Source organism: Pedobacter frigidisoli, from assembly GCF_032678525.1.
Lineage (GTDB): Bacteria > Bacteroidota > Bacteroidia > Sphingobacteriales > Sphingobacteriaceae > Pedobacter > Pedobacter frigidisoli_A.
Window position 1 is genome coordinate 141,109 of the sequence record NZ_JAVTSE010000003.1, and the last position, 13,903, is coordinate 155,011.

The following is a 13,903-nucleotide window of genomic DNA, read 5'->3' on the forward strand; positions in this document are numbered from 1 at the left end:
AGCGCACCTACCTATCCTAATCTCATATCTCTGTTACAATATTGTTTTTGGCATAGCGTTTGAATTACAGTTGATACACACACAAAAACTATCGATTATGAAAAAGTTATTAATTATTTCCGCGATTGTAGGTATCGTGGCTTTAACATCAAAGCAATCGAACGCTCAGGTTAGTCTTAGTCTTAATATTGGCACTCAACCGGCATGGGTTCCTGCAGGTTATCAGAACGTAAATTACTACTATTTACCTGAAGTGCAGTCTTACTATTATGTTCCCCAACGCCAGTTTGTTTATTTGAGTGGAAACCGGTGGACAAGGTCCAGATACCTGCCTGCTAGATACAGGGGTTACGATTTAAACCATGGTAGGAAAATCGTGATGTATGGTAATAGTCCATATCGCAGCTATAACAGCCATAGAGTAAGATATGCAAATCATGTTAATGTAGTACACTCATCATATGGAGGCCGCGGTCCGGTCAGATATTCTGGACCAAGAAGGGATTACAGACCACAGCATGTGGATTACAGAAGACACGATCGAAGAGTTAATTCCAGCCTCTTCTCCCGTGGTCACCGGGAAAAACACGGTAGACACTAAAATAAAAAAAGAGGCTTTCGGGCCTCTTTTTCTTTTATTAATGTGTTTTAATGAAGCTTTCGGCTTTCTCCAAAACAGTACCTAAACCCGCAGAATTTTTGCCTCCTGCTGTAGCGTAAAATGGCTGACCGCCGCCGCCGCCCTGAATTTCTTTTCCTAACTCGCGAACGATATTTGAAGCATTCATTCCTTTTTTCACCAGGTGATCGGAAAGCATCACTGTAATACCCGGTTTACCATCGATCTCAGTAGTGAAAACAAGAAACAGATTATCTATCATGTCTTTCAGCGAAAAAGCCAGGTTTTTAACCGCCTCTGCACTTTGCAAGTCGATGTGTTTTGCAATAAGATTTACTCCATGAATTCCTCTTACATGATGAACGATCTCATGCTTTAGAGTATTTACCCGCTCAAGTGTTGATTTTTCAATCTCTCTTTTAAGTTTCGTGTTCTCATCCACTAAGGCTTGTACTGCAGCTGTCAAATCCTTGGCGCCGTTTAGAAGTGTCTTTAAGTGACCTAACTCTCTCCGTTGATCTAAAAAGTATTGCTCTGCTTTATCGGCAGTAATGGCCTCAATTCTGCGTACACCTGCAGCAACAGCACTCTCTGAAACGATTTTAAATGATCCAATTTGCCCGGTTGCCTTTACATGCGTACCCCCACAAAGTTCCTTTGAAAAATGGTCATCAAAGGTGATCATTCTCACAAAATCACCGTATTTCTCTCCAAACAAAGCAGTAACACCGCTCTCTATTGCATCCTGATAAGGTACGTTTCGCTGCTCTTTTAGTTTGATATTTTGCCTGATTTTCTGATTCACAATCACTTCGATTTGTGCCAGCTCTTCATCCGTTACTTTCGTAAAATGAGAAAAATCGAAGCGAAGGTAATCTGCATTCACAAGTGATCCCTTTTGATTGACGTGAGTGCCCAATACCTGCTTCAAAGCCGCGTGCAGTAAATGCGTGGCTGAATGATTATCTTCTGTGAGTGTTCGTTTATCCTCATCCACCACAGCCCAGAACTTTCCTTCCAGATAATCTGGCAATATGTCGGCGAAATGTACGGTTAACCCGTTTTCTTTTTTCGTATCAGTAATATCAACCCAGAACTGGCGACTGTGGTCTTCTAATCTACCTGTATCTCCAACCTGACCACCACCCTCCGCATAAAAAGGGGTTTGACGCAAAACGATTTGAAATTGTTCTTTTCCTTTGGCCTTAACCTTGCGGTATTTGAGGATTTCGGTCTCAATCTCCAGGTCATCGTACCCTACAAACTCACTCTGATCGTCCGTATGCACAGTTACCCAGTCGCCAGTGTCAATAGCGGTAGCAGCCCGGCTATCATCTTTTTGTTTTTTCAGCGCCTGCTCATATCCGGCTAAATCCACTAACCAGCCTTTCTCACGTGCCATCAGCTCAGTTAAATCGATTGGAAATCCAAACGTATCAGATAATTCAAAAGCAAATGCGCCTTGAACAGTATTGTTTGTTGCCTGGTATTTTTCAAAACGTTGAATGCCTGTAGATAAAGTTCTCAAAAAGGAAACTTCCTCTTCCAGAACTACCTTCTGAACAAAGTCCTGCTGTGAAATTAATTCATCGAAAACCCCTTTAAATTGCTCGGCCAATAGTGGAACTAATTGATTTAAAAATGGCTCTTTGAAGTTCAGGAATGTATAGGCATAACGAACTGCACGGCGTAAAATCCTGCGGATAACATATCCGGCCTTGTTGTTCGAGGGCAGTTGTCCGTCGGCAATTACAAATGAAATTGCCCGGATATGATCGGCCATAACACGCATCGCAATGTCAGTTTTTTCATGCTCACCATATTTGATTCCTGCTTTTTCAGAAATAAACTGAATCAAAGGTTGAAAAACATCTGTATCATAGTTCGATGTTTTATCCTGCAATACGCGCACCAGACGCTCAAAGCCCATCCCGGTATCCACATGTTTGGCAGGCAAACTTTGTAAAGAGCCATCCTTAAGTCTGTTGAATTGCATAAATACATTGTTCCAGATCTCAATCACCTGTGGGTGATCAGCATTGACAAGTGTAGCTCCATCAACTAAAGCTTTTTCATCATCAGTACGACAATCCACATGGATTTCAGAACATGGTCCACATGGTCCTGTATCTCCCATTTCCCAGAAATTATCTTTTTTGTTGCCCGGTAAAATGTGACTTTCATCAACGTATTGTTTCCAAAAATCGTAGGCTTCCTGATCCTTTTCAAGCCCCTCCTTTTCGTCGCCCTCAAAATAGGTTACGTACAGTTTCTCTTTCGGAATTTTGTAAACTTCAGTCAATAATTCCCAGCTCCATGCTATAGCATCTTTCTTAAAATAATCGCCAAAGCTCCAGTTGCCCAGCATTTCAAACATGGTATGATGATATGTATCAATGCCAACTTCTTCCAGATCATTGTGTTTTCCCGAAACTCGTAAACAGCGTTGAGTGTCTGTAACACGGGCATATTTAATTGCAGCCTCCCCAAGAAACAAGTCTTTAAACTGGTTCATACCAGCGTTGGTAAACATTAATGTCGGGTCGTTCTTAACCACAATCGGTGCCGATGAAACAACGTGATGTTGTTTGGATTCGAAAAAACTGAGGAATGCCTGTCTGATCTCTTTTGCTGTCATTACATTTTATTAATTGGAGGAACAAAATTAAAACTTTATTGCGTTATTCAGGAAAAATCGAGCTACATTTGAATACTTTAATTAATCGATATAAAACATTCATAATCAAGCACAAGTTATGCCGTATAAAGAAAGAGACATCAATAAAATGTACTATACCATGGGCGAAGTGACTGAAATGTTCAATGTAAACGCCTCCCAGATTCGTTTTTATGAGAAGGAATTTGATATTCTTCAACCCAAAAAAAACAAGAAAGGCAATAGATTATTTACCCCTGAAGACATTGAAAATCTGAAAATTATTTTTAATCTGGTCGATGAAAAGGGCTTCACTTTAAAAGGTGCGAAAGAACACCTGAAAAACAATAAGTCAGATGTAAAGGAAAATCAAAAAATAATCGATTCACTGGAAAAACTGAAGGGATTTCTGGTAAACTTAGCGCAGGAACTGTAAGTGTTTGTAAGTCAGTAAGCTATCTTTAGCATTTCCTAAGATAAAATTTTATACACTTTTTTCTTTTTTAAATAAATATCCTATATTAGAGTAATCAAATACAATCACCCCTATTTTTTATTAACTGGTTTAACGCCCTTTTATGAAAATATGGAATGCATTGTTAATCTCCCTTGTTCATTTTTCTTCATCAGCTCAAAATACTTTGGGCCCACATCTTACCGCTTTGGGTGGCAATGGTATAGCTGTACGAGACGTATGGGCCATACAGGGTAACGCTTCAGCTATCACTGATGTTGAAAAAGCTACCGTTTCTGTTGCCTATATCAAACATTTATTCAGCAATGAGATCAGTACCCAGGCTGCCGTTTTCGTCTTACCACTCGATAATAATTTTGTTGGGGCCGGATATCAACAGTATGGCTTTAGCGGTTATACAGAAAGCAAGGCTACCTTTGCATATAGCAGAAAGTTTGGCCCGCACCTCTCTATTGCGATAAAAGGAAACTATCATCAGGTTAAAATTCCAGAGTATGGCTCGGCAACAGCCTTTTCTATTGATGCTGGTGCGCTCTATAAAGTAGATAAATTTGCATTCGGCGTTTTAATCAGTAATCCCTCCCGGCAGAAATTTGTTCAGTCTCAGGTATCCTCCGGTATCCCCACCTCAGTAAGTGTTGGCGCAACCTATTTTGCGTCAGATAAAGTCTTAATAGCGGGGTACTTTGTTAGAGATATTCAAAAGATAGCAGATGCCGGTCTCGGACTTGAATATAAAATCATGAGTATTTTAAGGTTGAGAGGTGGCTTTAGTGTAAGGCAGGTTAAGCAGTATGCTGGCTTTGGTCTAAACTTCAACAAGCTGAATATTGATATGGCAACCGCCTATGATGCCAACTTAGGTTATACACCTCAAATCGGACTGGGTTATGCGTTCTAGTTTTTTGATCATTGCATTTGTCTTAACGGGTTTTATCACAAAAGCACAAGTAAATACTGAGGAGGCTAACATCAATGACATTTTGGAAAGTGTTGCCGAAAACCTTCCCGACGATTATGATATAACTGAATTGACAGATGTCTTAGCCCGGTTGAGAAAGCATCCGATTAATTTAAATCATACAAATCCTGAAGAATTGAAAGCGCTCGTATTCCTCTCGCCTTTACAAATAAGCAATTTCTTCGCCTATATCAAAGAAAACGGGAAATTGACTGATGTATTGGAGCTTCAGAGTATTAACAGTTTTGATATCAGAACAATACAAAATTTGCTGCCATTCGTAACGCTCAGGTCACTTGGCGAATATGAGCAGTTTAAATTTAGGAACGTTTTTAAACTTGGTGAAAGTGATTTGATTATGCGCTTTGCACAAAACTTGCAAAAGCAAAAAGGCTTCGAAGATCTACCAGGCAACCGATACCTCGGATCACCTGAAAAATTTCAAACCCGTTACCGCTACCACTTTGGTTCAATAATTTCGGCTTCGCTAACATTGGATAAAGATGCAGGTGAAAAATTTACGGCTAAACCATTTGATTTTTTGTCATGGAATATCGCGGTATTTAAATTGGGTAGAATTAAAAAACTGGTTATAGGAGACTATGCACTACAATTTGGTCAGGGATTAACTCTTTGGTCCGGATTTTCATTTGGCAAAGGCCCTGAGGTAACCAGTATAGCAAAAAAGGATCTTGGTTTACGTCCCTATTCTTCCGCCAATGAATACTCATTCTTCCGGGGTATTTCCGGAACAATTGCTCTCGCAACCAATATCGAAATTACCCCTTTCCTGTCTTATCGAAAACTTGATGCCAGTCAGAGCATTGATGATTCCGGAAATACGGTCCAGGCAACAATAAATCAAACAGGCCTGCATAGAACGGCGACAGAAATTAAAAATAATGACGCTTTAGGTCAAAAGATCTATGGTGCTGTTCTTCAGTATACAAAAAATAACATGGTCATTGGAGGGATTGCTTACCATACAAAATTTAGCAACTCATTCATCACCCAGGCAGCCACTTATGATCGGTTTAGCTATACTGGTGATGGCTTAACCAATTTGGGTGCTTATTATAATTATACTTTCAAAAACGTTTATTTATTTGGAGAGGCTGCAAAAAGTTTAAACAGCGGATTTGCTTATACCAGTGGACTGCTAATGAGTATATCGCCAACTGTATCTGCATCTGCAAGTTATCGCAACTATTCGAAAAATTATCATAGCTTTTTTAATCAGGGTATGGCCGAAGCCAGTGAAGCAGTAAATGAAAAGGGCCTGTATGCCGGATTAAATATTACGCCTAACAAACGTTGGGCCTTTTCCCTTTATACAGATTATTTTCAGTTTCCCTGGCTCAAATACAGGATAGATGCACCCTCTAAGGGAGACGAGATTTTCGCTCAAGCTATTTATACCCCGTCCAAAACATTCAAACTGCTCATGCGCTTTAAAACAGAAACAAAACAGCAAAATACAGATCTTGAAGTTCCCCTTAATTTTTTAGATAACGTCAAAAAAGAAGCGTACCGGCTCGACATCAACTGGCAACTCAACCATCACTGGGCTTTTCAAAACCGTGCTGAGGTTTCTCAATATAAGAAAGGAGATGCCAACAGCGAGTTTGGCTACCTGATTTATCAGGATATAAATTATTCTTCACTGGTCTCAAAACTTAGCGGAAATATCCGGTTCGCCTATTTCAATACCCCTGGTTACAACAGCCGGATTTATGCCTACGAAGATGATGTCCTATATAATTTCACGTTTGGAATGTACAGTGGAAAAGGCTTCAGGTCTTATGTTAACTTCAGATATAAGCTGGGCAAAAAAATGAACATCTGGACAAGATATGCCATGTTCGTGTATAGCAATGCTGAAACTGTTGGGACATATCTCGATGAAATACAGGGTAATAAAAAATCTGAGATAAAAGTGCAGGTAAGGTATCAGTTTTAACCAATGTTCAAATCAGAATACATCTTTGTCAGGATTCTAGTGCCATTTGTATCAGGAATTCCACTGTTTTATTTTTTTCCGGTTCTAACGGTTATTAACTGGCTTTCTCTTTGTACTTTTTTTCTTTTTGTCTTAATCTTGACGCTGAACATCACCTACAAAAAGTTTAACGTGCATCGCTTTAAAGGGATTTCTGGCATCTTAACTTTGTTCTTTTTCTTCAATTTAGGTGGTTTAATAAGTTTATGGAATAACCAGCAGATTCGCCGCGATTATTTTGGAAAGCAAACCTCTACATCCGTTCGTATCTGGGTAAAAGATGAGCCACAGCGAAAAGGTAATATTCTTCGGTTTAAAGCTGAGGTGATTTGTGCATACCAATCCCGTAAGCGAATTAAATCCACCGGCCAATTAATGGTTGCTTTAACAATAGATACACTTCATTCCATTAACCTGGACTATGGCGATGAACTCATCATTTCCGGTAGGTATTTACCCGTCGATCCCCCCTACAATCCTGCAGAATTTGATTTTAAATGGTGGCTTGCCTCACAGAATATATATAGGCAAACATTTATTGATCAGAATCATATGAAGATACTTAACAGGAATTGTGGTAATCCGGTAATCAGGCTTGCGCTGCAAATCAGGAAACATCAAATTATCAAATATCGCAGCCTGATAAAAAATAACGAGGCTTTCGCTGTGGCATCAACACTCATTTTAGGTTTTCGTGCTGATCTGGATAAAGAAACACTGAATGCCTATTCGAAAACTGGTACCATACACGCGCTTTCCGTTTCCGGTAGTCACGTAGCCATTATTTTCTTTGTGCTTGATTTCCTTTTGGCCTTTCTTGATAAAAAGCAATGGCTAAGCATCCTGAAGTTTGTACTGATATGTACCCTTATCTGGATCTATGCATTAATAACCGGATTGTCGCCCTCAGTGGTACGAGCGTCGATAATGATTAGCATTTTCATAACAGCGAAAACATTCGCTAGAAATAAAAATGCATACAACACTTTAGCTTTTTCTGCATTTTGTCAATTAGCTTACAATCCTTTCCTCATCTGGGATGTTGGTTTTCAACTCTCTTACCTGTCAGTTTTAGGTTTAATCTACCTTCAACCAAAAATTAATAGCTGGGTCTATATTAAAAACAAATGGATAGATAAAATTTGGGAACTCATCGCCTTATCTTTATCAGCCCAACTCGCAACCTTTCCTTTAAGTGTCTATTACTTTCATCAGTTCCCTGTATATTTTTTGCTTGCCAATCTTTTTATTTCTATACCCCTAATCCTGATGATGGTTTTAGGTTTAGCGGTTTTATTCCCTTTTCTAAATCATATTTCTCCCCTATTTGAATGGGTTATTGTTTCAACCAATACCGGATTAAAATGGATGTCTAATCTGCCGTATGCTACAGTTCCGGTCATATGGATTAATCTTCCGGAACTTATTTTCCTATGTATCGGTTTGATCTTATTTATCTTGGCCTTCGCCAAATTCAAAAAAAAAATCCTGGCGTTTGGAATGATATTTTATCTGACCTACAGTTTAATGATTTCCTATCGGGAATGGAAAATAATGCAGCAAAAAAAAATTATCTTTTTTTCTTTAAGAAAAAATTACGCAGCCGCCTTTATAACCGGTCGCCACACGGTGTTGGTTACTGATCTGGCTGCCGGAGATAACATCTATCTGTCTGCTGTCAAGCCGGCTTTGGAGCAGGCCTACACGAATAAAACCGAATTTTTTAAATTGAACGAAAATATTGTCAGACCATATTTCATTCAGAAAAATCATCAGATTATCTTCAATAAATATCGGATTATGATTATTGATGAATGCTTCAATGATAAGCAGATACGAGGGAAGGCGAAATTGTCCTGCATTTGGTTAACCGGAAATAATCAATTTGATCTGCAAAAGCTTTCTAAACAAATTGAATATAAAAACCTCGTTATAGATGCAACAAATAAAGAATATAAAATAGTTGCATTTAAAGCTTTTGCTGAAAATAATAGGGTATCATCATATATCTTAAAGAAAAATCCTGCATATTTGATTAATCTAACCCAGTAATATAATTGCAGCATAAAGAAATCAATCATCCATGGAAAATCTGGTTTTGTATAATGTAGATAAGAGAATTGCTACCATCACCATCAACAGACCTGAAAAGAGGAATGCGCTAAATCCTGAACTGATCACTGAATTAACTGAAACTTTCATCCGGGCATCAGAAGATGATGATGTTAAAGTGGTGATTCTAAATGCAAATGGGGTGGCATTCAGCGCAGGTGCAGATCTGGAATACTTGCAACAACTGCAAAAAAACACTTTTGAAGAAAATGTCGTTGACTCTAAACGTTTGAAGAAACTGTTTACAACAATTTATTATCTTCCCAAGGTAGTAATTGCTCAGGTTGAAGGACCTGCAATTGCAGGAGGGTGTGGATTGGCTACCATTTGCGATATCGTATTTGCAACACCAGAGAGCAGTTTTGGATATACTGAAGTGAAAATTGGCTTCGTACCGGCAATCGTTTCATGTTTTTTAAAGCAAAAAGTAAATGAAACCATTGCCAAAGAATTGCTACTCACAGGAAAGATTTTATCAGCAGCTCAGGCACTTGAGTATAATTTAATAAATTTTGTAACAAGTTCCTCCGAAATCCATCATATAGTAACTGAATTTGCGTTAAGTTTGTGTAGCGATTGTTCTGGAAACTCTTTAATGATTACAAAACAGCTGATTACACAAACAACAAATCCTTTTTTTGAAAAGAGTTTGGAAATTGCAGTGCAAATAAATGCCCGTGTTCGGGAGCATGAAGATTTTAAAAATGGGATTCAATCGTTCCTCAATAAAGAAAAAATTCATTGGTAATATATTACATTAACTTAAAATAAAAACATGTTAAAATCAATCAAAACTAGCGTTGTCGCTTTAATCCTAGTCAGTACAGCTATCATTGTACACGCCCAAAAGAAAGTTACCGAAGGTACTTTGGTTTTTGCTGTTACCGCAAATGGCTCTACAACTGATGTTAAAACCAAATTTAATGGTGCATTAACCAAATTAGAAATTGAAAACGGGCCGGCTTTAGTGAACATTATCTCTAACACAGCCGATAAAACGGGTTTATTATTGATTGATGTTCCCGTTGCGCAAAAACAATTCGCAGTAAAGGTTAGTAAGGCTGACACGGAAGCACAGGAAGCATTGCTGCCGAAATATTCTGATTACAAAGCTACTGGTGAAAAGCAAACCATTGCCGGTTTAAGCGCAGAGAAGTATACTTATAAAGATGATAAAGGTGGTGCACATGAATTGTGGGCAACTAAAGACGTTGATATTTCAGCAATCACCAGCGCAGGTTTTTTCAAAGGTTTGAATGCCTTTCCTGTGAAATATTCGGCAGTTATTAATGGTGTAAGTTCTGATTTGGTTCTAAAGTCTCTTTCTGAAGCCAAAGTTGGTGCAATATCTACTGAGATTCCTGCAGGTTACGATATAGTAACCATGGATGAGCTAAAAGCCATGCAAGGTGGTGGAGAATAAATAACCAATATCTGATAATTAAGGGCTTTTTAACTGCCGGCATTTTATTTAAATTAGCCGAAAAGTTAAAAAGCTTTTTTTATGACCTATTTCTCTATGATAAAAAATCTATTATTTAAACTATCGATTGCCTGTATTGCTGTTTGCTTATTAACAGATGCAAAAGCTCAGGGCGTAAACTGGGCTAAAGATGGCAATTCCTATTATCAGATTGCTGGTGGTGAAATTGTGTCGGTTACTTTGCCCAAAAATGAACGTAAAACGGTTATCTCCCGCGCGCTCCTAACCCCTGCCGGTAAAGACAATGCCATTGCTGTTCGTAGTTTTCAATTGTCTGCAGATGGTACAAAGGCACTTATTTATACCAACAGTAAAAAGGTTTGGCGCTATGATACACGCGGCGACTATTGGCTTGCAGATTTAACAGCAAACAAGATCTCTCAGATCGGGAAAAACAAACCCGCTTCATCGCTCATGTTTGCTAAACTATCTCCCGATGGCAGCAAGGTGGCTTACGTTAGCAAGCACAACCTGTATGTCGAAAATATTGATGGCAGCGATGCGAAAGCCTTAACAACCGACGGAACTGATCGGATGATTAATGGTACATTCGATTGGGTTTACGAAGAAGAATTTGATTGCAGAGATGGTTTCCGGTGGAGCCCTGATGGTAAATCAATTGCCTACTGGCAAATTGATGCAACTAAAATCAAAAACTTCCTGATGATTAACAATACTGATTCTATTTATCCCTTCACAATACCGGTTGAATATCCAAAGGTTGGTGAAAATCCTTCAGCTTGTAAGGTCGGGGTTGTCGACATTGCTTCTGAAAAAACAAACTGGCTGAATGTACCAGGTGATAATATTCAGCATTATATCCCCCGCATGCAATGGGTACCCGGTAGTAATGAAATCATTCTTCAGCAATTAAACCGTGAGCAAAATGAAAGTATTGTTTTCATTTGTGATGCTGCTACTGGAACGGCAAAAACTGTGCATACCGAGAAAGCCAAAGCATGGATCGATGCTCAGGATGAGTGGAAATGGTTAAATGACAATAAAGAGTTTACTATTTTATCTGATAAGGATGGCTGGAACCATTTATATAGAATTAGCCGCGATGGCAAAAAAGAAACTTTAATTACCAGGGGTAATTATGATGTGGTTGACGTCAAATTAATCGACGATAAAAATAATTACGTGTATTTCATTGCCTCTCCTACTAATGCTACTCAGCGTTATTTGTACAAAACCAAACTGGATGGCAAAGGGAAACTAGAGGAGGTTACCCCTTCTATTCTGCTTCCCGGTACACATGGCTATGATATTTCTCCGAACGCAGCGTTTGCCCGTCACACTTACAATAGCGCTACAGTGCGTCCGGTTACCGAATGGATGAATTTTAACACCGGTAACCCGTTCACTATGGATGGAAGTATTACCACACAGCTTTCTAAACAGGAACCCGCTAAAAATAAAGTGGAATTCTTTAAAGTCACTACCGAAGATGGTATAGAATTAGATGGCTGGATGAAAAAGCCGGATAATTTTAATCCTGATAAAAAGTATCCGGTTGTGTTTTATGTTTACGGTGAGCCGGCTTCTCCAACAGCATCAGATACTTACGGAGCAGGTAGAAATGGTCTTTATGCAGGCGATATGGCAAAAGACGGTTACATTTATATTTCTATGGACAACCGGGGTGCACCTGTGCCAAAGGGTGCTGCATGGAGAAAAGGCATCTATAAAAACATTGGTGTAATTAATATCCGCGATCAGGCAATGGCAGCTAAAAAATTACTTGCAACAAATGCTTTTATGGATAAAGACCGTGTAGCGGTTTGGGGATGGAGTGGCGGAGGATCTTCTACGCTGAATCTGATGTTCCAGTATCCGGAGATTTATAAAACTGGAATTGCTATTGCAGCTGTAGGCAATCAGTTAACATATGATAATGTTTATCAGGAACGCTATATGGGGACTCCTTTCCCAAGCAAAGAAGCTTATATCAAAGGTTCTCCTGTTACTTATGCTAAAAACTTAAAGGGCAACTTATTGTATATTCATGGTACAGGTGATGATAACGTTCATTATCAGAATGCAGAGATGCTAATCAATGAATTAATCAAAAACAAAAAGGTTTTTCAGCTAATGAGCTATCCCAATCGTACACACAGTATTTCTGAAGGTGAAGGTACAAGCGAGCATCTGTCATTAACGTATACTAAATTCTTAAAAGAAAATTGCCCTCCGGGAGCAAGATAAATTTTCTCGAAGGCAGCTCCAGGGCTGCCTTTTTCATATAATCAGGATCTGACTGAAGAAACTAACTACGATTGCAATCCCAAAACTCAGCAATGTACCAATAAGCACATACTCCGTTAGCTTTAAATCATGTGCTTCTTTTAAATCACCGAAGCGAAAAATAGATTTGGCCGCAAGTAGGAAACCTACAGCTTCAAAATGATTCGTTAGGATGAAAATAAAAATTAACGTTCGCTCCAGGATGCCAATATATTTCCCCGCATTCTCCAATGATTTCGGACTTTCATCATTACTTTCAGGTAGCCAGCGGGCAATAATTACTTTCATAATAACCGATGTAGGCATTGTTAAGAAAAGTAAGCCGGATAGCACCACCCAGCTTCTCACATCATTTACAAAACCAATGTTTATACTGCCTTTATAAACGATATGCCATACCAGAACAATGGAGCTGATGTGCAAAACCTGATCCGTAAAAAATAATAACCTGGTGTTCCTTCGCGTCTGTAATATTGATTTTAAGGCATCAATGATTAGATGAATAATTCCTATAGCAAGCGCTGTTTTCCAAACGTTAAAACTCAAAAAAACAATAAAAATCAATACCACATGGACCAATACATGCAGATATAATTTTACTGATTTGAGTTTCTTTTCTTCTTTATCTTTCACCCAGCTGGTAGGTTGCAAAAAGAAATCACCAATTAAATGGGCCATGATGAGTTTAACCAGATAGATTTCCATGGTTCAGAATTAAGTTTTTCAGTTTTTTACGGTATAATTCGTTCATCTCCATTAACTCAGAATAATGCGCACGTTTTAATGCTTCACTAACTGACGACTGTGTTCGTCCGGAAATAGCTGCCAGACCGCTTTGCACCACATTTTCATTTTCCAGTGCCAGTTTTACCATTTCTGCTGCCACAGTCCCCCAGCTATCCATCGCAATTAACGAGAGTTTAATCAAAATGTTTATCTCTTCATCGAAATCGGAGAAATCCGTTTTTATGGCCAGGTTCACTTTAGCCTGCTTTAAACTATCAAAAGCAATACCCGAATTAATAAAAGCTTCTCCACTCGATTCAGAGAGTTTCCTCCGCTTGCTGCCCACCATGCCAATTCCAATCCCCATCCGTACATCAGCTGGTTTATTTATTTTGATGCAAGCTTTTAAATAAGCGGCAACTTTAATGGCTTGATCTGGCTCAACTTCTAACTGAAAGCTATCCCCACGGTAAATTTCCCATTTGCTGCTTTGCCCCGAAACTATTTTCAGAGCAGCTTTTAAGTTAACCAGCCAGCTATCTTTAATTTTTCTTGAACCAATAATATCGCCTGTAATAATGCAAATCATGGTACAATATCCAATTTATTAATTACATTTCAAATA

General features: G+C 38.7%; 11 protein-coding genes. 8 read left to right on the forward strand and 3 right to left on the reverse strand.

Going from position 1 to position 13,903, the window contains the following annotated elements; genetic code table 11:
* Window positions 1–97 precede the first annotated feature (97 nt).
* Window positions 98–601 (forward strand): hypothetical protein, encoded by a 504-nt coding sequence (locus R2Q80_RS09700; protein ID WP_316799407.1) that lies wholly within the window; start codon window positions 98–100, stop codon window positions 599–601.
* Window positions 602–638: 37 nt separating this feature from the next.
* Here the strand turns inward: R2Q80_RS09700 and alaS are convergent, their stop codons facing one another.
* Window positions 639–3,257, reverse strand: coding sequence for an alanine--tRNA ligase (gene alaS / locus R2Q80_RS09705; RefSeq protein WP_316799408.1), 2,619 nt, complete (start codon window positions 3,255–3,257; stop codon window positions 639–641).
* A gap of 118 nt (window positions 3,258–3,375) precedes the next feature.
* On the opposite strand from alaS, the gene R2Q80_RS09710 reads away from it, so the two are divergent.
* From R2Q80_RS09710 to R2Q80_RS09740, 7 genes are all read left to right on the forward strand, one after another.
* A complete protein-coding gene (locus R2Q80_RS09710; RefSeq protein ID WP_316799409.1) occupies window positions 3,376–3,711 on the forward strand; it encodes a MerR family transcriptional regulator in 336 nt (111 codons plus the stop codon).
* A gap of 142 nt (window positions 3,712–3,853) precedes the next feature.
* On the forward strand, window positions 3,854–4,651 hold the full coding sequence (locus R2Q80_RS09715; RefSeq protein ID WP_316799410.1) for a type IX secretion system membrane protein PorP/SprF: 798 nt from the start codon (window positions 3,854–3,856) through the stop codon (window positions 4,649–4,651).
* Complete coding sequence (locus R2Q80_RS09720) at window positions 4,641–6,671, forward strand: helix-hairpin-helix domain-containing protein (protein ID WP_316799411.1); 2,031 nt, start codon at window positions 4,641–4,643, stop codon at window positions 6,669–6,671. The genes R2Q80_RS09715 and R2Q80_RS09720 overlap by 11 nt, the downstream gene beginning before the upstream one ends.
* 3 nt (window positions 6,672–6,674) lie before the next feature.
* Window positions 6,675–8,762, forward strand: coding sequence for a ComEC/Rec2 family competence protein (locus R2Q80_RS09725; RefSeq protein WP_316799412.1), 2,088 nt, complete (start codon window positions 6,675–6,677; stop codon window positions 8,760–8,762).
* Between the two features lie 31 nt (window positions 8,763–8,793).
* Window positions 8,794–9,570, forward strand: coding sequence for an enoyl-CoA hydratase/isomerase family protein (locus R2Q80_RS09730; RefSeq protein ID WP_316799413.1), 777 nt, complete (start codon window positions 8,794–8,796; stop codon window positions 9,568–9,570).
* A gap of 27 nt (window positions 9,571–9,597) precedes the next feature.
* The gene (locus tag R2Q80_RS09735; RefSeq protein WP_316799414.1) at window positions 9,598–10,245 is read left to right on the forward strand and encodes a DUF4412 domain-containing protein; all 648 of its coding nucleotides are present in this window, start codon (window positions 9,598–9,600) and stop codon (window positions 10,243–10,245) included.
* Window positions 10,246–10,341: 96 nt separating this feature from the next.
* A complete protein-coding gene (locus tag R2Q80_RS09740; protein ID WP_316799415.1) occupies window positions 10,342–12,513 on the forward strand; it encodes a S9 family peptidase in 2,172 nt (723 codons plus the stop codon).
* A gap of 33 nt (window positions 12,514–12,546) precedes the next feature.
* Here the strand turns inward: R2Q80_RS09740 and R2Q80_RS09745 are convergent, their stop codons facing one another.
* Both R2Q80_RS09745 and R2Q80_RS09750 read right to left on the reverse strand, forming a co-directional pair.
* Window positions 12,547–13,257 carry a DUF3307 domain-containing protein gene (locus R2Q80_RS09745; protein ID WP_316799416.1) on the reverse strand — a complete coding sequence of 237 codons (711 nt, stop codon included), beginning with the start codon at window positions 13,255–13,257 and terminating at the stop codon, window positions 12,547–12,549.
* The gene (locus R2Q80_RS09750) at window positions 13,238–13,867 is read right to left on the reverse strand and encodes a SatD family protein (protein ID WP_316799417.1); all 630 of its coding nucleotides are present in this window, start codon (window positions 13,865–13,867) and stop codon (window positions 13,238–13,240) included. Before R2Q80_RS09750 ends, R2Q80_RS09745 begins: the two co-directional genes overlap by 20 nt.
* Window positions 13,868–13,903 lie beyond the last annotated feature (36 nt).